17 protein-coding genes are annotated in these 22077 nt (G+C 70.6%); 5 read left to right on the top strand and 12 right to left on the bottom strand.

Annotation, left to right across the window (positions count from 1 at the left end):
* The 8 genes from EJ913_RS19265 to EJ913_RS19230 all read right to left on the bottom strand — a co-directional run bounded on the left by EJ913_RS19265 (position 1) and on the right by EJ913_RS19230 (position 8685).
* The gene (locus EJ913_RS19265; RefSeq protein WP_127000848.1) at positions 1-1131 is read right to left on the bottom strand and encodes an efflux RND transporter periplasmic adaptor subunit; all 1131 of its coding nucleotides are present in this window, start codon (positions 1129-1131) and stop codon (positions 1-3) included.
* Complete coding sequence (gene entS, locus EJ913_RS19260; RefSeq protein WP_127000847.1) at positions 1128-2387, bottom strand: enterobactin transporter EntS; 1260 nt, start codon at positions 2385-2387, stop codon at positions 1128-1130. Before entS ends, EJ913_RS19265 begins: the two co-directional genes overlap by 4 nt.
* On the bottom strand, positions 2384-3175 hold the full coding sequence (locus EJ913_RS19255; protein WP_127000846.1) for a thioesterase II family protein: 792 nt from the start codon (positions 3173-3175) through the stop codon (positions 2384-2386). The genes entS and EJ913_RS19255 overlap by 4 nt, the downstream gene beginning before the upstream one ends.
* A 163-nt stretch (positions 3176-3338) precedes the next feature.
* Positions 3339-5267 carry a TonB-dependent receptor domain-containing protein gene (locus EJ913_RS19250; protein WP_127000845.1) on the bottom strand — a complete coding sequence of 643 codons (1929 nt, stop codon included), beginning with the start codon at positions 5265-5267 and terminating at the stop codon, positions 3339-3341.
* Positions 5268-5651: 384 nt separating this feature from the next.
* A complete protein-coding gene (locus EJ913_RS19245; RefSeq protein WP_127000843.1) occupies positions 5652-7253 on the bottom strand; it encodes a PepSY-associated TM helix domain-containing protein in 1602 nt (533 codons plus the stop codon).
* A 16-nt stretch (positions 7254-7269) separates the two neighbouring features.
* The gene (locus EJ913_RS19240; RefSeq protein ID WP_244939417.1) at positions 7270-7614 is read right to left on the bottom strand and encodes a hypothetical protein; all 345 of its coding nucleotides are present in this window, start codon (positions 7612-7614) and stop codon (positions 7270-7272) included.
* A gap of 2 nt (positions 7615-7616) precedes the next feature.
* A complete protein-coding gene (locus EJ913_RS19235) occupies positions 7617-7892 on the bottom strand; it encodes a hypothetical protein (RefSeq protein ID WP_127000841.1) in 276 nt (91 codons plus the stop codon).
* A 310-nt stretch (positions 7893-8202) separates the two neighbouring features.
* Positions 8203-8685, bottom strand: a complete 483-nt coding sequence (locus EJ913_RS19230; RefSeq protein ID WP_127000839.1) for an Lrp/AsnC family transcriptional regulator — start codon at positions 8683-8685, stop codon at positions 8203-8205.
* A gap of 138 nt (positions 8686-8823) precedes the next feature.
* On the opposite strand from EJ913_RS19230, the gene EJ913_RS19225 reads away from it, so the two are divergent.
* Positions 8824-11241, top strand: coding sequence for a thiamine pyrophosphate-binding protein (locus EJ913_RS19225; RefSeq protein WP_127000837.1), 2418 nt, complete (start codon positions 8824-8826; stop codon positions 11239-11241).
* 31 nt (positions 11242-11272) lie between these two features.
* Here the strand turns inward: EJ913_RS19225 and norR are convergent, their stop codons facing one another.
* The gene (gene norR, locus EJ913_RS19220; protein WP_127000835.1) at positions 11273-12877 is read right to left on the bottom strand and encodes a nitric oxide reductase transcriptional regulator NorR; all 1605 of its coding nucleotides are present in this window, start codon (positions 12875-12877) and stop codon (positions 11273-11275) included.
* A 133-nt stretch (positions 12878-13010) separates the two neighbouring features.
* On the opposite strand from norR, the gene hmpA reads away from it, so the two are divergent.
* On the top strand, positions 13011-14186 hold the full coding sequence (gene hmpA, locus EJ913_RS19215; protein ID WP_127000833.1) for an NO-inducible flavohemoprotein: 1176 nt from the start codon (positions 13011-13013) through the stop codon (positions 14184-14186).
* Positions 14187-14399: 213 nt separating this feature from the next.
* A complete protein-coding gene (locus EJ913_RS19210; protein WP_127000831.1) occupies positions 14400-14816 on the top strand; it encodes a hemerythrin domain-containing protein in 417 nt (138 codons plus the stop codon).
* Positions 14817-14837: 21 nt separating this feature from the next.
* On the opposite strand, the gene EJ913_RS19205 is transcribed toward EJ913_RS19210, so the two are convergent.
* Positions 14838-16550 carry a Na/Pi cotransporter family protein gene (locus tag EJ913_RS19205; protein ID WP_127000829.1) on the bottom strand — a complete coding sequence of 571 codons (1713 nt, stop codon included), beginning with the start codon at positions 16548-16550 and terminating at the stop codon, positions 14838-14840.
* Positions 16551-16734: 184 nt separating this feature from the next.
* Between EJ913_RS19205 and EJ913_RS19200 the strand changes: the two genes are divergently transcribed.
* Positions 16735-17805, top strand: a complete 1071-nt coding sequence (locus tag EJ913_RS19200; RefSeq protein WP_211099006.1) for a hypothetical protein — start codon at positions 16735-16737, stop codon at positions 17803-17805.
* Positions 17806-17948: 143 nt separating this feature from the next.
* Here the strand turns inward: EJ913_RS19200 and EJ913_RS19195 are convergent, their stop codons facing one another.
* Positions 17949-19163: an alpha-hydroxy acid oxidase gene (locus tag EJ913_RS19195; RefSeq protein ID WP_127000827.1), complete on the bottom strand. Its 1215-nt coding sequence runs from the start codon at positions 19161-19163 to the stop codon at positions 17949-17951.
* A gap of 179 nt (positions 19164-19342) precedes the next feature.
* The gene (locus EJ913_RS19190) at positions 19343-20179 is read right to left on the bottom strand and encodes an aldo/keto reductase (RefSeq protein WP_127000825.1); all 837 of its coding nucleotides are present in this window, start codon (positions 20177-20179) and stop codon (positions 19343-19345) included.
* A gap of 505 nt (positions 20180-20684) precedes the next feature.
* On the opposite strand from EJ913_RS19190, the gene EJ913_RS19185 reads away from it, so the two are divergent.
* Positions 20685-22055 (top strand): oligosaccharide flippase family protein, encoded by a 1371-nt coding sequence (locus EJ913_RS19185; RefSeq protein WP_238520115.1) that lies wholly within the window; start codon positions 20685-20687, stop codon positions 22053-22055.
* The last annotated feature ends 22 nt before the right edge of the window (positions 22056-22077 follow it).

The raw sequence follows: 22077 nt of genomic DNA, 5'->3' as shown, positions 1-22077 counted from the left end.
TCAGCCGACCTTGCCGGAGGTCGCGGCGCCGGGGGCCATGCTGTCCGAGGCCGGAACCGGGATCACCGGCTGGTCGGGGCGCAGGCCCTCGTTGCCGCGCACCACCACCGCGTCGCCGGCCCGGATCTCCGGGCTGGTCACCTCGATCCGGTCGCCGGCATGGCGTCCGGTGCGCACCGCGACGGGGCGGGCGACGGTGCCGCCGCCAGTCCCGCCGCTGGCCGGGCGCACGACCCAGACGCGGACGCTGCCGTCCGGCCGGCGCTCGACGGCGTCGGCGGGCACCTGCGTGACGTCGTCCGCCGCGCCGGGAGCGAGCGCGAAGACGACGCGCGCCGACATGCCCGGCATCCACGTCCCTTGCGGGTTGGGCAACGCGACGTGGACCGGGAAGGTCCGGCTCACCGGGTCGCTGGAGGGCACGACACGCTCCACGCCGGCTTCGACCGGAGCGCCGTCGCCGAAGGCGAGCGTCACCGTCTGTCCCGGCGCGATCAGACCGTGCAGCCGCTCGGGCACGTCCACGTCGACGCGCAGGCGGTCGGTCTGCATCAGCCGAAGCACGGCGGTGTCGGCGCCGACCCATTGCCCGCGCTCGGTCTGCCGCCCGGTGACCACCCCGTCGAAGGGCGCGGTCAGGGTGTGGCGCCCGATCCGTTCGCGCTGGATGGCGACGGCGGATTTCAGCTGTTCGAGCTTGGACTCGTCGATCGCCGCCTGCGCCACCTGCGAGCGGTATTTGGATTGCGAGACGCTCTGCACCCCGGCCAGCGTCTCGGCCTCCTTGGCCAAGCGTTGGGAGTCGCGGTGGACGTGTTCCGCCTCGCGCAGGCTGTGTTGCAGGCGTTCCAGCTCCAGCCGGCCGAGCGTGGCGTCGAGCGTCAACAGGGGCTGCCCCCTCGTCACGCGGTCGCCGGCTTCGACCAGCAGCGCCTCGACATGGCCCTCGACCCGCGTCGCGAGCGCGCTGGATTGCGGGGACACGACGGTGCCGGGCAGTTGCAGGGTCTGCCGGACCGGCGCCGCGACGACCGGGCTGACCGAGACCTTGACCTGGGCCAGCACCGGCGCGGCGCCGCTTACCAGCAGGAAGGCCAGCGACCCGGCGGGGAGGGAGAGGCGCGCGCTCATCGGGCGGCCTCAGGCTCGGCGAGCGCCGGATCGCTCAGCGGTGCTCGCCGCATGGCGGGGAAGAAGCCGGCCACCGCCCCGCACAGCGCCAGGGCGGACAGCCCGAACAGCAGGATGGCGCCGGCGGGTGTCACCAGCGTCGCGACCAGGCCGATCCCCAGCGTGCCGACGCTGTCGCCGAACACGTCCTGCGCCGTCCACAGGCTGTTGACGCGGCCGAGGTAGCGGTCGGGCGTGTGGCCCTGGACCATGGTGTATTGCAGCAGCGAGGCGGTGGACATGGCGTAGCCGAACACCGTCAGAGCGGCCAACGCGACGTACAGGTTGCCCGTGCTGCCCAGCAGCGTGATGCAGGCGAAGGCGAGCGCGCAGACCTGGCTCATGGCGAGGCCGGGCCGCGCGACGCGGGTGGCCCAGCCGCTGACCGCCGCCCCCACCGTCGCCCCCACCGGCACCGCCGTGTACATCAGCCCGACCTCGAAGGCGCCGCCGCCGTAGACCCCCAGCGTCAACGCCGGGAAGAGGACGCGGATGGCGGTGGTCAGCGTCATCAGCGTGCCCATCCCGACCACGCCGAGGATGATTCGGTGCCGGAACAGGAAGGTGAAGGCCTCGGCCAGCATGCGCAGCGGGTGCTTGGTCTCGCCGCGCTCCGGCACCATGCTCGGCAGGCCCAGCAGCGTCAGCACGGTCAGCCCGGTGCCGAGCGCCGTCCCGGCGTAGGCCCAGCCCACCCCGGCCGCCGCGATGACGGCGCCGGCGATGGCCGGCGAGGCGATGGTGGCGAAGCGCATCGTCAGCATGCCCAGCGCGCGGGCCTGCATCAGGTTCTCCCGCCCGACGATGTGCGGCATGGCGGCCATCAGGGCGTTGACGCCCAGCGCGCCGAAGAAGCCGTCCCAGAAGGACAGCGCGAAGACCAGGGTCAGCGACGGCGCGTCGAGCGCGGCGTTGAGCGCCAGGGCGACGAAGCCCAGCCCGCAGACGCTGCGCGCGAACAGGATCAGCCGGCGGCGGTCGTGCAAATCCGCTAGCACGCCGCCCAGCAGCAGACCGACGAACATGCCGACGCCGTCGAGCGCCATGGCGAGCCCGACCAGCGCGCTCGATCCGCTGAGGTCGTAGACCTGGATGGGGACCGCCACCGACAGCAGCCCCAGCCCCAGCAGCGAGATGGTCCGGGCGACCAGCAGCCGGCGGAAATTCGGGTTCGTCCTCAGCAGGCTGCAATCGACGAACAGCGTGGACAGGGTCATCGCGGGTCGCTCCGTGACAGGCCGAACGCGCCGAGCACGACGTCGAGCGCCGCCTCGTTGTGGTCGGTCAGGTAGAAATGGCCGCCGGGGAAGAGGCGGGCGGCGAAGGGGCCGGTCGTCTCGCGCGCCCAGCCGGCCAAGCTGTCCGGCGGAAAGGCGCGGTCGTCGATCCCGGCGAGGGTGGTGACGGGCAGGGCGAGTGGGTCGCCCGCCGGGGGCCGCCACGTCGCGAGCGCCTCCAGGTCGGCGCGCAGCCCCGGCAGGATCATCGCCATGACGCCGGCGTCGTTCAGCATTGCGTCGGGTGTGCCGCCGAGCCGCTTGAGAAACTGGACCAGATCCGCGTCGGACAGCGTGTCCGGGACGGAGCCGGTGGCGGGGGAGTCTGGCGCGCCGCGCGCCGACAGGAACAGGTGGTCGGGCTGGCGTTGGCCGTGGGCACGCAGCGAGCGGGTCAGTTCGAACGCGACCAGGGCGCCCAGGCTGTGGCCGAAGAAGGCGATCCGGTCAACGTCGAGCAGCGGTTCGACGGCGTGCCGCGCGCCTTCGACCAGGGTGGCGAACTCTGTCAGGCCGGGTTCGGTCAGCCGAGAACAACGTCCCGGATACTGGATGCCCACAAGGTCCACCTCGTCGGGGACGAGGCGGGCCCAGCGGTGATAGTGCATCGCGCTGCCGCCCGCGAAGGGAAAGACGAACAACCGCAGGGCGGGGCGCGCCCGGCGGTTGAACCGGACCAGCCAGGGAGAGTCCGGGGCGTCCAGCGCGTCTTCGTGCTCGCGAAGCATGGAGCGTTTCCTTCCCTGGGCAGGGTTGCGGGAGCCTGCGTGCTTGCCCCCTCCCCATCCCTCCCCCGCTTCGCGGGAGAGGGGGCCGGACGCTTGTCGGCGTTTGGCGGCAGTCCCCTCTCCCGCGAAGCGGGGGAGGGTTAGGGAGGGGGCAAGCCGACGATCAGAACCGGTACTGCGCGCTGACGTAGTAGTTGCGGCCCAGCTCATGCGTCTGGAAGCGCGTGCTCTTCTCGCCCAGGATGACGTTGCCGATGTTCTTGACGCCGGCCTGGAGCTGGATGGCGTCGTTGACGTCGCCGGTCACGCCCAGGTCGAAGATGGTGTAGCCCGGCACCTTGTTGACGGTGCCGCCTTCCAGCTGCGGGCCGGTGTAGCGGGCCGACCCGCGGACGGCGAGGTAATCCAGCGCCTGCCAGCTCACCGCCGCGTTGACCTTGTGGTTCGGGCGGTTCTCCAGCGTGACGCCGGTGTTGGCGTCCTTGGCGTGCAGGTAGGCGTAGTTGCCGCTGACGGTCAGGCCGGGGATCAGGTCGACCGAGCCGGTCAGCTCCAGGCCGGAGATGTCGACCTTGTTGACGTTGCTCCAATTGCGCTGGACCCGGACGGGATCGTAGACCGCCACGATCATGTCCTTGACCTTGTTCTTGAAGATGACCGCGCTGACGTCCCAGGTCTTCTGGCGGGCCTCGACGCCGAGTTCGTAGTTCGTGCTGGTCTCGGGCTGGAGGTCCGGGTTGCCCGACAGGAAGCAGCGGCCGCCGCAGCTGATGACGCGGTATTCGCGGCTCAGCTGGTAGGCGTCCGGCGCCTTGTAGCCCTGGCTGACGCCGCCCTTCAGCGACACCACGTCGGTCAGCCGGTAGACGACGTTGGCCCGGCCGGTGAACTCGCCGCCGAAGATGTCGTGATCGTCGTAGCGGCCGCCCACGGTGAAGATCAGCTTGTCGGTGACGCTGATCTCGTCCTGGAGGTAGACGGCCTTCTGCTTGATCTTCGACTTGCCGGTGGTGACGAAGGTCGCCGGATCCTCGACGGTCTGGTCGCGGTATTCGGCCCCGGCGGTGACTTGGTTGAAGCCCGCCACCGCGAAGCTGGTGCGGCCGTGCAGGAAGAGGTTCTTTTCCTTCATCGCCCGCTGCTGCGGCGCGTTGTAGGTCGAGTTGTAGTCGTCGATGTCGGCGTTCTCGTAGTTCGCCTCCAGCAACGTGCTGCCCCAGCCCCATTTGCCGGTGTGGCTCAGGCTGAAGGTGTTGCGGGTGATCTCCTGGTCCCGGTAGGACGGGACGTTGTCGTAGACGCTGTACGGACGTTCGTCGTGGTTGAGGCCGTAGCCGAACTCCAGCGTCTGGTTTTCGGTGAGCGCCGCGGCGACGGTCGTCCGCAGATTCTTCAGCGACTTCTCTTCCAGGATCGGCACCCGGCCGGCGTTCTTGGAATCGTGGTACCAGGCGTTGCGGCGGTACAGCTCGCCCGCGACGCTGGCCGACACCTTCTCGGTGATCGGGCCGGCGCCGTAGAGGTTCAGGCGGTACTGCTCGCCGTCCTTGCCCGGCTCGACGTAGCGGTATTCGGCGCCGACGGTGCCGGTCCAGCGGTCGGTCGGCTTCTTGGTGATGATGTTCACCACGCCGCCCATGGCGTCCGAGCCGTAGAGCGAGGAGAGCGGGCCGCGCACGATCTCGACGCGCTCGATGGCCGACATCGGGATGGAGTTGTAGTCGAAGTCGCCGCCGCGCCACAGGGCGTCGGAGGAGGAGACGCGCTTGCCGTTCACCAGCACCAGGGTGTAGTTGGCGCCAAGGCCGCGCACCACCACCTCGTCGCGCCCCAGGTTGTCGGAGCTGTTGTTGACGCCGACGGTCTCGCGCAGAAGGTCGGGGATGCCGTTGGCCGGGCCCTGCTTCTGGAGGTCGTCGGCCGTGATGACGGAGGTGAAGGCCGGGGCGGTCAGCGTGCTCTGCGCGGTGCCGGTCGCGGTGACCACGACGGGGCCGAGAACCTGGGCGCTGTCCGCCGCCTGGGCGTGGGCGCCCGCCGGCGCCAGACCGACGAGGGCCACCGCCCCCAGCAGCGCGCCCTTGAACGTCATGGTGGAACCGTTGCGCCGCGCACGTCCGTTCGAGCGCGCTCCCGCTGTGCAAGAGTTCATTGTCTGCTGCCCCCGATGTGATCGCTTGTCTTGAAGTTGATAGTGATTCGCACTTTCAGCTTATGCTTGCTAGCCTATCCGGCTTATCCCCACAAGAAATATGACCATCGGAAATGCAAAATTCGTTACGTACCTAAGTATTGTTGCATAACGGTCACATCAATTTTAAAGTAAAAATGTCAGTCTATCAGAGAAAAGTTCTCCGTTTTCGTCATGCGGTCCGCATGCGAAGTGAAAATTTCGTCCTTCTCTTTCTCTCTTGTTCTTCGACGTGGCGCGGCGGATCGAAGAGAAACCATCCCGCCGGTTTGACGCCGCCAGCCTCTAATCCGCTGTTCCCGCCGCCTCCTCCAGACGGAGCCGCCGTCCCGACCACACGCTGTCGGCCGGGCCTTGCCGGATCCGGCGGGCGTTGGCGCGGGCCATCCAGGCGAAGACCAGGGCGCCGGCCAGGGCGACCAGATCGACGCCGAGGCTGTCCGACACCCACAGCCCCAACCCTGGCAGCAGCCCGGCGAGCAGGGTGGTTGCGGGAATGGCGGCGGTTGCGGCGGCGGTCGCCCACAGCAGCTCCACCCCGGCCCTGGCGGCGCCCCGGACGAAGGCCCAGACGCAGGCCCCCAGGAACACCGCGTAATAGACGCCGTGATGCCAGCCGTTGAGATCCTCGACCGCCCCATGCAGCCATTTGCCGGCGGCGATGGTCAGCGACAGGCCGGCGATGCAGCCCAGGCTGACCCCGACCGTGCCGGCCGCCATCAGGGCGGTGGAGCGGCTCTGCGCGACCAAGCCGCCGTGGCGGCGCTCGGTCTTGCGGCGGCTCTCGATCCACAGCAGGTTCCCCGAATAGAACAGGAAGGCCCCGGCCAGCCCGAGGAAGAAATAGCCCCAGCGGACGGTGCCGCCGCCGAAGCTGCCGAAATGCAGCGAGAAGAAGGCCGACACGGCTGACGACCACGTTCCCTGATGGCCTGGCATGTATTCGGTGTCGACGACGGCGCCGGTCGCCGCGCTCATCAGCAGGAAGCCCTCGCGCCGCACCAGATAGCGGGGATCCGCGCCCCACACCCGGACCAGGGCGCCGCCGGTGCCGTAGCCCTGGTACTGGAGGCTGGCGGGCGCGAAGCCGGGCTCGAAGGCCTTGACGCGCGCCAGGATCTCGGCCGGCGGCAGCATGGCGGCCGGCCGGGGATCGCGCTTGAGCGTGCGCATCGGGCTGCTGCCCTCGATCACCGTCCTCATGCGGCCCTCGTAGACCACCTCGTTCAGCGTGTCGTAGAACTGGTCGTGCAGGCCGAACACCACCGCCGACAGGGCCATCACGATGTGGAAGGGCAGGCTGACGATGCCGACGACGTTGTGGGCGTCCAGCCACATGCGCTTCAGGTTGCGGCCGACGCGCAGGACGAGGAAGTCCTTCACCAGCGACGGCAGCAGGATGATCACCCCCGACACCAGCGCCACCACGTAGAGGGCGCTGGCGATTCCGGTCACGGCGGTGCCGAGGTCGAGGTCGCCGGGGACGCCCGCCGTGCGGTGGACGATGTCCACCAGCAGGCCGATGCCGGCGGGATCGAGCTGCGTCACCTCCACCGAGCCGTCCGGCGCCAGGATCGCCGACCACGGGTCGGGATCGTTCCGCATCCGCTCCCACGTCACGTGCAGCGGCCGGCCGTTCCCCTCCGCCAGCACGAGGCTGAACCCCGTCGCGGCCTCGGGGCGCAGCGCCAGGGCGCCGTCGATCAGCTCGCTCCCCTTCTCCAGACCGGCCGTGGACACCGGCGCCGGGGGCGCGATCCAACGGTCGAGCGGCTCCTTGAACATGGTCAGGGCGCCGGCGTAGAAGGCGATGAACAGGATCAGGCCCGTGACGATGCCGGTCCAGGTGTGGACGCTCTTGTAGACGCGGACGACATCGGTGCGCATGGAACGGTCCCCGGTATCAGCGGAAGAGGGCGCGGCAGACGTACAGCGCCGCGTAGGCCGCGAGGTTGGCACCCCCCAGCCAAGTCCAGCAGTCCCGCCCGCTGCGGAACAGGAAGCAGAAACTGACGATTCCCAGCCAGATCGGCGCCAGCATCCACATGTTGAACTGGTACTTGTTCAGCGCCTGCGCCCCGCCCGGCCCGGCCCAGGCGAAGACGCCCGACAGCGCCACGGCCAGCGTGAATCCCAGGATGACGCCGCCCAGGCTCTTGCTCCACCAGTCCGGCCGGATGGCGTCGGCGGGCTCGGAAGCGGAAACGGGCGCCGGTGTGGGCGTGTGGCTGGAAAGATCGTCGGGCATCGTCACGGCCTCCGCAGCCGGGTGGACAGCAGGGCCGAGAAGGGCAGGGCGATGAACAGCCCCATCGCCACCGTCAGCGACGTGAAGACCGCCGTGGCCGGGTGCAGGATCGCGCACCACAGCAGGAGCCCCAGGAACAGTAGGATGCCGCCGCCGAGCCGGCTTTGCAGGGCCGGCCAGGGCTGCGGCAGCCATTGCTGGCGCGGCGCCGACAGATAGAGGAAGGCGCAGCCGGCGACGGTCGCGACGAAGGCCACGAAATGGACGATGCCGGTCATCGTGCCGTTTCCGGCCTTGGAACCGTCGGCTCCCGCATTGCAACACGCGAATAATTTTTATTCGCATCCATCAGCGGGCCGACTCCCCTGTTTCCGGCTGACATCCTCATTCCCGTCGGCTTCCCGTCCCTGGTCCCGATTTCGAGGAACGACGGTCGACCGTCGCCCCATGCTCAGACAACGATGGGGCCGCCGGGGGTTTTCAAATTTTTTTGCTCACCCTCGAATTTTTTTGTCGGCCGACGTGAGGGGCGGCGGATTTGTTTTTTGTAAAAACCGTGAGGGTCTAGCCCCGGCTGCCCCCACCCTGCTACTCCGGCAGATGCCCCAACGGCAGGGCGGTGCGGTAGCGCACCTGTTTCAGCGCGAAGCTCGACCGGATGTTGGCCACGCCGGGGATGCGGGTCAGGTGGTCCTTCAGGAAGCGCTCGTAGCTCGCCAGATCGGGCACGACGACGCGCAGCAGATAATCGGCGTCGCCAGTCATCAGGTAGCATTCCAGCACCTCCGGCCGCTCCATCACCGCGGCTTCGAAGGCGTCGAGCCGGTCCTCCACCTGACGGTCGAGGCTGACGCTGACGAAGATGTTGACCGGCAGATCGACCGAGCCCGCGTCGACCAGCGCCACGTAACCGGCGATGACCCCGGCCTCCTCCAGCGCCTTCACCCGGCGCAGGCAGGGCGAGGGCGACAGGCCGACCCGCTCCGCTAACTCGTTGTTGGGCTGGCGCCCGTCCTCCTGAAGGAGGGACAGGATCCTGCGGTCGATGCGGTCGAGTCTGATCTTTGGCATCGGATGCTGTTTTCCCGGCGAGGACGGCACGCGATGCTAATACGTCCCGCTTCCCGGCGCCACTTCGCAACCACCTGCTGGAACACAGATGATAGACTGCACGGATCATCGACCGCCTTTCGCGAAAGGGTGACCTCCATGGCTGCGACCGCCTCCCGTTCCGCCGATCTCGACTGCCTGCGGGCGCTGGAGCGCAAGGTCCTCTGGCTCGCGTCCTGGACCATCCACAACGCCAACCACGTCCGCCCCAACCTGGACGGCATGAAGATCGGCGGGCATCAGGCGTCCTCGGCCTCGCTGGCGGCGATCATGACGGCGCTGTACTTTTCGGTGCTGCGGCCGGAGGACCGCGTCGCGGTGAAGCCGCACGCCGGTCCCAACTTCCACGCCATCCAATACCTGCTGGGCAACCAGACGCGCGCGAAGCTGGAGAATTTTCGGGGCTACAAGGGCGTGCAGTCCTACCCGTCGCGCACCAAGGACATCGACGACGTGGATTTCTCGACCGGCTCGGTCGGGCTGGGGGTGGCGCAGACGCTGTTCGCCTCGCTGACCCAGGACTATCTGAAGGCCAAGGGCTGGGCGAAGGATCTTCCCGAGGGCCGCATGGTGGCGCTGGTCGGCGACGCCGAGATGGACGAGGGCAACATCTTCGAGGCCCTGCTGGAGGGCTGGAAGCACGGCCTGCGCAACACGTGGTGGATCGTCGACTACAACCGCCAGAGCCTCGACGCGGTGATCCGCGAGGGGCTGTGGGAGCGGCTGGAGAACATCTTCCGCGCCTTCGGCTGGGACGTGGTGATCCTGAAATACGGCACGCTGATGCAGGCGGCCTTCCAGGAGCCGGGCGGCGACCGGCTGCGCGACTGGATCGACACCTGCCCGAACCAGCTCTACTCGGCGCTGACCTACCAGGGCGGGGCGGCGTGGCGCCGCCGGCTGCTCGACGACCTCGGCGACCAGGGCCCCGTCACCCGGCTGATCGAGAGCCGCGACGACGCGGCGCTGGCCGAACTGATGGGCAACCTCGGCGGCCACGATCTGCCCGCGCTGCTCGACGCCTTCGAACAGGCCCGCACGCACGACCGGCCGGTCTGCTTCATCGCCTACACCGTCAAGGGCGCCGGGCTGCCGTTGGCCGGGCACAAGGACAACCATTCCGGCCTGCTGACCCCCGCCCAGATGGAAAGCTTCCGCGCCGCCCACGGCATCCGCCCCGGCCACGAGTGGGACCGCTTCGAGGGCGCCGCCCTGCCAGCCGCGACGCTGGACTCCTTCTTGGCGCGCGTCCCCTTCGCGCAAAAGGGCCGGCGCCGCTTCACCGCCCCCGCCGTCCCGGTGCCGGCGGCCCTGCCGGTCCCGGCGCAGAAGAGCCTGTCCACCCAGGCCGCCTTCGGCCTGATCCTGAACGAGCTGGGGCGCGAGCGCTCGGATCTGGCCGAACGCATCGTCACGACGGCGCCCGACGTGACGGTGTCGACCAACCTCGGCGCCTGGGTGAACCGGCGCGGCCTGTTCGCCAAGAGCGAAATGGCCGACCTGTTCAAGAAGGAGCGCATTCCCTCCACCTATTCCTGGGAGTTCTCGCCGAAGGGCCAGCACATGGAGCTGGGCATCGCCGAGTCCAACCTGTTCATCATGCTGTCGGCGCTGGGGCTGTCGCATTCGGTCTTCGGCGAGCGGCTGCTGCCCATCGGCACCGTCTACGACCCCTTCATCATGCGCGGCGCCGACCAGATGAACTACGCCTGCTACCAGGACGCCCGCTTCCTGCTGGTGGCGACTCCGTCCGGCGTGACGCTGGCGCCGGAAGGGGGCGCGCACCAGTCCATCGCCACGCCCCTGGTCGGCATGGCGCAGGACGGTCTGGCCTATTTCGAGCCGGCCTTCGCCGACGAGCTGGCGGTGGTCATGCGCTGGGCCTTCGACTACATGCAGCGCGAGGGCAGCAGGGACGGCGGCGAGCCGGACGAGCGCAACTGGCTGCGCGACGAGACCGGCGGCGCGGTCTATCTGCGCCTGTCCTCGCGCACGTTGGAGCAGCCGTCCCGGACGATGGACGAGGAACTGGAGCGCGACATCGTCGACGGCGCCTATTGGCTGCGGCGGCCGGGGCCGAACGCGCAGGTGGTGGTCGCCTACACCGGCGCCGTGGCGCCCGAGGCCATCGAGGCGGTCGGCATGCTGGGCGAGGACCGGCGCGACGTCGGGCTGCTGGCCGTGACCTCCGCCGACCGTTTGCAAGCCGGCTGGAGCGCCGCGCAGCGGGCGCGCGAACGCGGGGCCGGGCACGCCCGCTCGCACGTCGAACGGCTGCTGGCCGGGCTGCCGCCGCATTGCGCGCTGGTCACCGTGGTGGACGGGCATCCGGCGACGCTGGGCTGGCTCGGCTCGGTCGAGGGGCACCGGACGCGGGCGCTGGGGGTGGAGCATTTTGGCCAGACCGGCACCGTCGCCGACCTTTACCGCCATTTCGGCATCGACGCCCAGGGCATCGCGCGGGCGGCGGCGGCGCTGTCGCCGGGCCGCCCAGTGCGGCATCTGCGCGTGGTGTGAGGGGCACGGACAACAGGAGCGCAGCGCCAAATCAGGCCGTCGGCTTGGCGTTGGGTCCTTCTTCCCGCAGCCCCAGCCGCCCGGCCAGACGGAACAGGTTGCCGCGGTCCAGCCCCAGCGCGCGGGCGGTGGCGGCCCAGTTGCCGCCGTGGCGGTCGAGCTGGTCGCGGATCATCCGGCGTTGCAGGTCGTCCACCGCCTCGCGCAACGGCGTGCCGGGCGCGGCGCTCCCGGATTCCAGCGCCTTGACCGGCGGCGGCGCCTCGTCCCCGGCCAGCCCCAGGTCGGTGGCGGTCAGCGTCAGCACGCCGGCCCCGTCCCCGGTGTCGCGGGCGATGCCGGCGGCGCGGGCGCGGATGGCGCCCCGGCCGATGGCGTGCTCCAGCTCGCGCACGTTGCCGGGCCAGGGGTAGGACAGCATCCGCCGCTCCGCGTCCGCCGAGAGCCGCAGGTTGCGCAGGCCCAGCCGCGCCCGGTTGCGCTCCAGGAACAGGCCGGCCAGCCGCAGCGCCTCGGTCCCGCGCTCGCGCAAAGGCGGGACGTGCAAGGGGTAGACGCTGAGCCGGTGGTAGACGTCGGCGCGGAACCGCCCGTCGCGCACCTCGCGGGCCAGATCGCGGTTGGTCGCCGCGACGACGCGCACGTCCACCCGCAGCGGACGGTCGGAGCCGACCCGCTGGATCTCGCCGTTCTGCAAGGCGCGCAGCATCTTGGCCTGGACGGGCAGGGGAAGCTCGCCGACCTCGTCGAAGAACAGGGTGCCGCCGTCGGCCAGCTCGAACTTGCCCCGGCGGTCGGCGACCGCGCCGGAAAAGGCGCCGCGCACATGGCCGAACAGCTCGCTCTCCACCAGCGATTCCGGCAATGCCGCGCAGTTGACGTGGACCAGCGGCCCCTGCGCCCGGCGCGAGCGGGCGTGCAGCCGCCGCGCCACCAGCTCCTTGCCGACGCCGGTCTCGCCCAGCACCAGCACCACCAGATCGCTGTCGGCGACGGTGTCGATCTCCCGCAGCAGGGCGGCCATCGCCGGCCCCTCGCTGCCCGGATCGAAGGCCGGGTCGGGGCGCTCCTCGAAGGGGCGGGGCAGCTCGGCCTCGCGGGGGAACGGCGGGGCGGGCGGGGGGAGGCGCCGCTCGCTCGCCTCGGCCAGGGCGGCGGTCAGCCGCGCCACGCCGAGGATGACGCCCTCCCTCCCGTCGAAGCTCCCGGCGTGCAGCGCGTCGAGCGTCAGCACGCCCCAGAGCCGCCCACCCGCCGTCAGCGGCGCGCCGACGCAGTCGTGGACGTGCAGCCGGTCGCGCCGGTCGGGGATCAGCCCGTCATAGGGGTCGGGCAGCGGGGAGTCGGCGGGAAAGCGCAGCGGCGGCCCGCCGGATTCGACGATGGCCTTCAGCCGGGGGTGCTCCTCCAGCCGGAAGCGGCGGCCCAGCGTGTCGGGACTGAGGCCGCGCGTCGCCAGCGGCACCAGCCGGTCGCCATCGTGGCGCAGCAGGGCGCAGGCGTCGCAGGGCAGCCGCCGCGCGATCAAATCGAGCAGGGCGGGCCACAGCCGCGCCGGCTCGTCCAGCCGGCCCAGCAGCGCGGCGGCGTCCTCGGCGGTCAGGGTGAGTGTCGAATCGACAGCGTCGTCGTCCATTCGACATCTTACCCCGCCGTGTCCCTTTGACAACGTACAATCCGGCAGGGGCGGAAAACCGCGCGACGGGACCCTGGCACGGGGCTTGCCATGGGAGATGCGACATCATGCCGCGCAAAGGATCGCCCTCCCCATGCTGACGCCCGCCCAGACCGCCGTCATCAAGGCCACCGCCCCGGTCGTCGCCGCCAACGCCTCGCGCATCACCGGGACCTTCTACCCGCTGATGTTCGAGCGCTTCCCCGAAGTCCGCGCCGTCTTCAACCAGAGCCACCAGCGCGGCGGCGCCCAGCCGGAAGCGCTGGCGAACGCCATCATCGCCTACGCGTCGAACATCGACCGGCTGGAGGCTCTCGGCCCGGCGGTGGAGGGGATCGTGCAGAAGCACGTCTCGCTGAACATCACCCCGGACCAGTACGAGATCGTCGGCGCCTGCCTGATGGAGGCCATCGGCCGCGTGCTGGGCGACGCGGTGACGGCGGAGGTCGCCGACGCCTGGGGCGCCGCCTATTGGCAGCTCGCCCGCCTGCTGATCGCGGCGGAGGAAAAGGAATACGCCCGCAAGGCGGCCCTGACCGGCGGCTGGCGCGGCGCGCGGCGCTTCCGCATCGCCGGGAAGACGAGGGAGAGCGCCGTCATCACGTCCTTCCGGCTGGAGCCGGTGGACGGCGGTCGGGTCATGGACTTCCAGCCCGGCCAGTATCTCGGCCTCAAGCTGTCCGTCGATGGCGAGACGGTCCACCGCAACTACAGCCTGTCGGCCTCGCCCAACGGCCGCGACTACCGCATCTCGGTGAAGCGCGAGCCGCAGGGGGCGGTCTCGGGCTTCCTGCACGACCGCGTCCAAATCGGCGACGAGCTGGAGGTCTACCCGCCGGCCGGGGAGTTCGTGCTGCGCGACGGCGACGGCCCGCTGCTGCTGATCACCGGCGGGGTCGGGCAGACGCCGGCCCTGCCACTGGCCGAGCAGGCGCTGGCCGCCGGGCGCCGGGTGGTCTACGTCCACGCCGCGCTCAACGGGTCGGTCCACGCCTTCCGCGACCACGTCGCCGAACTGGCGCAGCGGCACGCGGGCTTCCGTCCCGTCTGCTGCTACGCCGAACCGGAGGCGGCGGACCGGCCGGACCTGACGGGGCTGCTCGACCGCGACCGTCTGGCGGCGCTGCTGCCCGAGGGGGAGGGCGTCGCCGCCTACGTCGTCGGGCCGAAGCCCTTCATGGCGGCGGTGATCGCGGCGCTGACCGCGCTGGGCCTGCCGTCCTCCGCGATCCACCACGAGTTCTTCGGTCCGAAGGAAGCCGTCGCCTGAGGTCAGACCGTGTCCCGACCCGACACTCTCTAAAGCCCCTCTCCCCTTGCGGGAGAGGGGTTGGGGTGAGGGGGGCAAATCCTTCCGCCTTCGGCGGAATACCCCTCATCCCAACCCTTCTCCCGCAAGGGGAGAAGGGCTTTTTCACAACCGAGAGGCTCTCCAACTGACTGCGCTGGAGAATCTCTGCACATCGTTCAGGAGCACCACACCATGGACATCACCAACTTCCAGGACCATCACGTCGAGGTGCTGGGCATCGCCACCGCCATCGAACGACGGCTCGACCCGGCGTCGGTGACGACCGATCCCGGCGCGGTTTCGGCCGACGTGGTGAAGCTGTTCGGAAAATTCTCGGTCCATCTGGCGATCGAGGACAAGGCCCTCTACCCCCGGCTGGCGCAGGCCGCCGACCCGGAGCTGCGCCGGATGGCCCAGCGCTTCCAGGAGGAGATGGGCGGGCTGACCCAGCGTTTCGACGCCTACCGCAAGGCGTGGCCCGGCCCGCTGGCCATCGGCAAGGATCCCGCCCGCTTCGTCGCCGAGACGCGCGCCATCCTCACCGAGCTGCGCAACCGGATCGGCCGCGAGGACGCGGCGCTCTACCCGCTGGCGGCGAAGGCGGCCTGATCGGGGCCGAGTGGCGGGGAATCAGCGCAGCGAGGGCTGCCCGCCCCCGTGCCCGCCCCCGTGCCCGCCGTCCCGCTCCTTCAGGCGGCTGGCGCGCAGCTCGCCCGACTGGTCGAGCACCGGGTAGGCGGCGGCGACCAGATGGGCGTTGATCCGGCGCAGGTCGCGCAGGATGTCGATGTGCAGCGCGCTGGTCTCCAGGCTTTCGCTGCGGCCGGCGCGCAGGCGGGTGAAATGCGCCTCGGTCGCCTGGGTCTCCAGCGCGCGGATCACCTCCTTCTCGCGCATCAGGGTGCGCGCGGTCCGCAGGTCGCCCGACACGAAGACCGCCGCCGCCAGCCGCTGCGTCGCCACCAGCCGTTCCAGCATGCCGGCGATCTCCGCCGCCCCCTCGTCGGAAAAGCGCAGGCGTCGCTTGATCTTCTTGGACGCCGAATCCATCAGGTTGCGGTCGATGATGTCGCCGACATGCTCCAGGTTGATGACCAGGGTCAGGATGTCGGTGGCGCGGCGGGCGTCGGAATCGTCCATCTCCTCCGGCTCGATGTGGGTCAGGTAGTCCTTGATGGCGCTTTGCAGACGGTCGAGCACGTCGTCCATCCGCCGGATCTCCTGGATCAGCTTGCGGTCGTCGCTGCGGAACACGTCCAGCGCCCCGCGCAGCATGACCTCCACCGTGTCGGACATGCGCAGCGTCTCGCGCGCCGCGTTGGCGATGGCGATGTGCGGCGCGCCGAGCGCCGCGCGGTCGAGGTGGATCGGGGCGGAGGGATCGGCGACGGTGACCCGCTCCGGGAACAGCCGGATCAGCAGCTTCGCGATGGCCGGCAGCGGCAGCACGAACAGCGCGGCGAGCGCCACGTTGAACAGCAGGTGGAAGTCGGCGGCGAGTCGCCCGCCGCTTCCCGACAGCCGCTGCATCCCCGCCGCGATGGGATCGGCCAGCACCAGCACGATCAGGCAACCGACGGCCCGGTTCAGCAGATTGCCGACCGGCAAGCGGCGCGCCGCCGGGTTGCCCGCCGGGCCGTCGCCCTTCGGGCCTTCCAGGATCGGGTTGACGGCGCTGCCGAGGTTGGCCCCGGCGACCATGGCGATGGCGGCCTCCGGCGGGATGACCTGCGTCCCGGCCAGCGAGGCGATCAGCAGCACGATGGCGACGCTGGAATGGGCGGCCCAGGTCAGCGCGGCGGCCAGCAGCATGGCGATCACCGGATCGCCGGTCAGCACCCCCAGCACCTCGCGCAGGGCCGGGGCGTTGCCGGCCGGCTCCACCGTCAGCAGCAGCAGGTGCAGCGACAGCAGCATCAGCCCCAGCCCGATCCCGACGCGGCCCAGATCGCGCGTCCGCGTCCGCGCGCCGCGCCGGAAGGCCAGGAACCCCGCCAGCAGCAGCACCGGGGCCAGCCGCGCGGCGTCGAAGGCGAAAAGCTGCACGATCAGCGTGGTCCCGACGTTGGCCCCCAGCATGACGGCGAGCGCCGGCACCAGCGGCATCACCCCGGTCGCGGCGAAGCCCGTCACCATCAGCCCGGTGGCCGTGCTGCTTTGCAGAAGCGTGGTGACGCCCAGCCCGGCGGCCATCGCCGACCACCGGTTGCGCAGGCCCACCGCCAGGATGTTGCGCAGGTCGCCGCCGAAGGCGCGGGTCAGGCCCGACTGCACCATGTGCAGCCCCCACAGCAGAAGCACGACGTTGCCGGCAAGGGCCAACAGAACCTCGGTCGCCTGCATGCGCGCGCGCTCCTTAGTTATGGCCTGATGGGGATCGTCCGTGGCGGGTGGTGTCGGGTTCAATCATGGTCCGCGCGGGCGGCGGCGACAATATGACAGTTGTGTTACACCTCCGCGCAATCGGGAGAGGCGTGGCTGGGAGGCGGAGCGCCCGCGTGCTATGCTCGGCCGCAAAGGAGCATGCATGTCGTCTGATCGTGTGATGAAGCTGGGCGCCTGGGATCGCCCGGCGGAGATGCCGGACACCCTCGCCGCCGAGGTTGCCGCGTGGCCGGTTCTGGTCAAGAACCCCTTCGGGGGTGGATTCTATTCGCAGGACGGCCGTCCTTGGCTGGAGCCGCAACCCGGCTGCCTGCGCGGGTCCGACCGCTGGAATCTGGACGGCGAGGGGGAGGGTGCCCCGACGCACTTCCCCACCGACCGCCGCCTGCCGGCGCGCGCCACCTGGGCCGTGGCCCGCTGGACGGGGGCTGTGTGGGAACTGCTGTCCACGGGCTCGGTCGAGCCGCGCGAGGTGCGCGAGCACCGCAAGGAGCGGGCGGATCGGCTGGTCGCCTCCCGCCGCTGGACCCGCAGCGACCTGGAGGTGATCCAGGCGCTGCTCGGCGCCGAGGCACTGCCGCGCGCGACGCTGCTGGCCGGCGACGCCGCCGGGCGGGAGCGGTCGCTGCGCTCGCTGCTGACGCTGCGGCTGGCGCTGGAGGCGAACGCCGAGGATGCGGGTCGGGATCCGGAGCTGCCCGACGCCGCGCGCCGGCTGCTGCGCGGGGGTGCGGAGTCGGCGGTCTGGCTGGACGAGGACGGCCGGGCCGTCGCCTCGGACGTGCTGGCGTGGCACGCCAAGCGTCACGCCCGCGTCGAGAACCGCAAGGACCGCCGCGCCGAGGAGCGCGACCGCGGCGACGACCTGAAGCTGTCCATCGCCACGGCGGTGGGCAACGTCTTCCCGCTGATGCCGGCCGAGGTGGCGCTGTCCGCCGCCGCCCGTCTGGTCCCCAGCGTCGCCAAGCTGGGCCGCCGTCCCGGCACCCAGAACATCGTCGACGCGGTGGTGGAGATCCGGCTGGAGCGCTGGCGCCAAGCCATCGCCAGCGACCCGGAGGTCGAGGCGCGGCTGGTGGCGATGCAGGCGCGCGGCGCCAACGGCCGGGTGCGCAAGCGCTTCCGCGACCAGCGCGCCGCCGAGAAGGTGGAGGCGGAGATCCGCGACTGGCGCGGGGAGCTTGAGCCGGTGTCGTCGCACCGGCTGGGGTGACGGCTTTGGGGGGAGGGCGCTTGCCCCCTCCCCATCCCTCCCCCGCTTGTCAGCGGGAGAGGGGGCCGGCTTGTCGAAGGGCGTCGGAGTTCCCTCTCCCGCGTCAGCGGGGGAGGGCTAGGGAGGGGGCTCTTGCGTGTCCCTTACAGCCCGAACCCGGGTCCGCCCGCCAGAATGTCGGTGGTCACGTCCTGGATGTCGCGCAGGCCGCACATGGCCATGGTGACGTCCAGCTCCTTGCGGATGATCGTCAGGCATTCCGACACGCCGGCCTCGCCGCCCGCACCCAGCCCGTAGAGGAAGGCGCGGCCGATGTAGACGCCCTTGGCGCCCAGCGCCACGGCCTTGATGACGTCCTGGCCGGTGCGGACGCCGCCGTCCATGTGGACCTCGATCTTGTCGCCCACCGCCGCGACGACGGCCGGCAGCGCCGCGATGGAGGATATCGCCCCGTCGAGCTGGCGCCCGCCGTGGTTCGACACGATCAGCGCGTCGGCGCCGGACTCGGCGGCCATGACCGCGTCCTCCGGGTCGATGATGCCCTTCAGGATCAGCTTGCCGTCCCAGCGGTCGCGGATGCGCTTCACGTCGTCCCAGTTCAGGCGCGGGTCGAACTGCTCGGCGGTCCAGGAGGACAGCGAGCGCAGATCGCCCACCCCCTGGGCGTGGCCGACGATGTTGCGGAAGGTCCGCCGCTGGGTCTGGAGCATGTTGGCGCACCAGTAGGGCTTGGTCGCCATGTCCAGGATGTTGGGGATGGTCAGGCGCGGCGGGGTGGACAGCCCGTTCTTGATGTCCTTGTGGCGCTGCCCGAGGATTTGCAGGTCCAGCGTCAGCACCAGCGCCGAACAGCCGGCCGCCTTGGCGCGGTCGATCAGCCGGTCGATGAAGTCGCGGTCGCGCATGACGTAGAGCTGGAACCAGAAGGGCCGGTCCGTGTTCTCGGCCACGTCCTCGATGGAGCAGATGCTCATGGTCGAGAGCGTGAAGGGGATGCCGGCCTTGGCCGCCGCGCGGGCCGCGTGGATCTCGCCGTCGGCGTGCTGCATCCCGGTCAGGCCGGTCGGCGCGATCGCCACCGGCATGGCGACCGGCTGGCCCACCATGGTGCTGGCGAGCGTCCGGTTCGTCATGTCCACGGCGACGCGCTGGCGCAGCTTGATCTTCTGGAAGTCGGAGGTGTTCGCCCGGTAGGTCGATTCCGTGTAGGAGCCGGAATCGGCGTAGTCGTAGAACATGCGCGGGACGCGCCGCTTGGCCAGCCGCCGCAGATCCTCCACGCAGGTCACGTGACCCAGGGAGAACAGCTTCTCCAGGGCGGAAGGCGGCTTCGAGGTCGGCATCTTGACGGCGGTCATGGGAGGTGTCCCGATGGTTCGGCGGCTGGGTTGGGGCCGCGATTTGGCCACCGACCGCCCCGAATCGTCAAGCCCGCGCTGCCGGCGGTTGCGGATCCCATGGGGTTTTTTGCCCCTCCCTGACCTTCCCGCCCTTGGCGGGGGAGGGATGGGGAGGGGGCGCCGGCCCGCACTCCCCCTCAGATCATCGCCAGCGGCCGTTTGCGCCTGGGCGGCGGGAAGGCCGCGTCGATCTCCCCGATGTCCTGGGCGGTCAGCGTCAACTCCGCTGCCGCCGCGTTCTCGATGGCATGCTCCGGGCTGCCCGCCTTGGGAATCGCGATGACGCCGCCCTCGCGCAGCGCCCAGGCCAGCGCGACCTGCGCCGGGGTCGCGCCGTGGCGCCGCGCCACCGCGGTCAGCGCCTTTGAGGCCAGCAAGTCGCCGCCTTGCCCGACCGGCGAATAGGCCATCACCGGCATGCGGCGCGTGTGCTGCCAAGGCAGCAGGTCGAACTCGATCCCCCGCTGTTCGGGGTTGTAGAGCACCTGGTTGACGGCGCAGCCGCCCAGGTCGGCGGCCTCGCCCAGTTCCTCCAGATCGTCCACGTCGAAGTTGGACACGCCCCAGCGTGCGATCTTGCCGGCGTGGCGCAGGGTCTCGAACGCCTCCACCGTCTCGGCCAGCGGCACGCCGCCGCGCCAGTGCAGCAGGTACAGGTCGATGCGCTCGACCCGCAGCCGCTTCAGGCTGCGCTCGCACGCCTTCATGGTGCCGGCGCGCGAGGCGTTGCTCGGCAGAACCTTGGTCACCAGGAACAGCCCGTCGCGGCGACCGGCGACGGCCTCGCCCACCAGTTCCTCCGAGGCGCCGTCGCCGTACATTTCGGCGGTGTCGATCAGGGTCAGGCCGCGATCGATCCCGGCCTGGAGGGCGGCGATCTCCGACCGGCGGCGGTCGGGCCGCTCCGCCATCATCCAGGTGCCTTGGCCGAGCGCCGGGACGGAGACGCCGTCCGGCAGGGTGATGCGCTTCATGACGAGGACTCTCCCGTGTGACCGGACGCGATGACCAGATTGGTGCGAAGCCTCCTCCTTGTCGAATCCCTCTTTGGCCGATGGGATGGCTTCGCACGCCAATGATCTACCCATCCCGTGTTTTTTGCAGATGCGAAGAACGCACCACCCCGCAAGATCCGGTGCCGCGCCTGCGATCCGCTGTCGTGGGGAGTATCGGCGGAGCACAGATGTGCTGTGAAGGAAGGATGCCGAAAGTGACGTTGACCCATGGAAGTGGCGATGCCTAACGTTGCCCCGTCGCCAGGCGATTGGAAACGCGTCAATTCGTTCGTTGTTCCAACAATTTGCGCGCCGCCCATGACACGTCGCTGATACCCATCCGACACCAGGGGAGCCCAAGCCGCCCCCCGGATCGACGCACCGCGACAATTCGAATCCCGCGCTCGGAAGCCTCCGGCTTTCCGGAACGCACCACCATGCCTCGACGACCAGCAACCGGCCCAACAACCAGGGGAGTTCGCTCGTGACGGCAGCAGGACAGGACGAAACCGCCGACCGGGCCGCCGTGCGCCCGGCGCGCAGCTTCGCCAGGGATGGCGTCACCACCGTCATCGTCACCGCCCTGACCATGGGGTTGGGTCTGCTGACCGGGATCATCGTCGCCCGCACGCTGGGGCCGGACGGACGGGGGGCGCTGACGGCGGTGCTGACGGTGCCGCAGGTGCTGGGCTGGCTGTTCGGCATGGGCTGCGGCAAGGCGGTGACCTTCGCCCTGGCCCGTGACCCGGCGGCGGGCGGGCGGCTGCTGGCGACCTGGGCGCTGATCCTGGTCCCGGTCGCGCTGGTCGCCGTGCTGACGGGCGAGGCGCTGCTGCCGCATCTGCTGGCGGCCCAGCCGGCCGAGACGCTGGCGCTCGCGCGGCTCTACCTGCCGACCATCGCCCTGGCGCTGATGGCCGAGCTGATGCTGGGCCTGCTGCTGGGCGACCAGGATTTCCCCGTGTTCAACGCGCTCGCCTTCGCGCAGCCGGCGGCGACCGCCGCCGCCTATCTGCTGCTGTGGGCCGACGGGCGTTTCACCGTCGAAAGCGCCGTCGTCACCCAGGCGGTCACCAGCGCGCTGGTCCTGCTGGCGGCGACGATCCGCGTCGTCTCCCGCCACGGTCTGGCGCGGCCCGACGCGGCGCTGGGGCGGCGGACCGGCTGGTACGCGCTGCGCACCCATGGCGAGGTCGTCGGCGGCGTCGTCACCCAGCGGCTGGATTTGCTGATCATCCCGGCCTTCCTGTCGGCGGCCGGGGTCGGCCTCTATGCCCTGGCGACCAACCTGTCCTGGCTGGTCGTCACCTTGTCGAGCGCGCTCGCCACCGTCGTCATGCCGGCGGCGAGCCACCGGGGCGAGGGCGGGCGCACCCTGATCCTGCACAGCCTGCACGCCACCTTCGCCATCGGCGCGGTGCTGGGCGGCGGGCTGTTCCTGTTCGCCGGGCCGGCGATCCACCTCGTCTACGGGCCGGATTTCGCCGGCAGCGTCCTGCCGCTCCGCCTCCTGCTGCCGGGGGCGGTGCTCTACGCCGCCGCCGGCATCCTGCTGAACGGGCTCTACGCCGAGAACCGCCCCGGCACCGCCACCGTCGCGCAATCGCTGGGCATGGCGGTCACCGTCCTCGCGCTGCCGGTCTTCCTGCGATCGGGCGGCCTGCTCGCCGCCGCCATCGTCTCCACCGTCGCCTACACGCTGGTCTTCGTCACGGCGGCGGTCCTGTACCGGCGCGCGACCGGCCTTCCCTGGCGCGCCTTCCTGCCCGACCCGGCTCGGCTCGCCGCCCTCTGGCCGCGACGGAGACCGGGCCGGGCGGCGACCGAATCGGCAGCGACCGAGACCGCCGGCTGACACCAAGCGCCTCAACCAAGGA

Source organism: Azospirillum doebereinerae (genome assembly GCF_003989665.1).
Lineage (GTDB): Bacteria > Pseudomonadota > Alphaproteobacteria > Azospirillales > Azospirillaceae > Azospirillum > Azospirillum doebereinerae.
The sequence above is the reverse complement of the archived record's forward strand: the minus strand, read 5'-3'. Positions and strand labels throughout refer to the sequence as shown.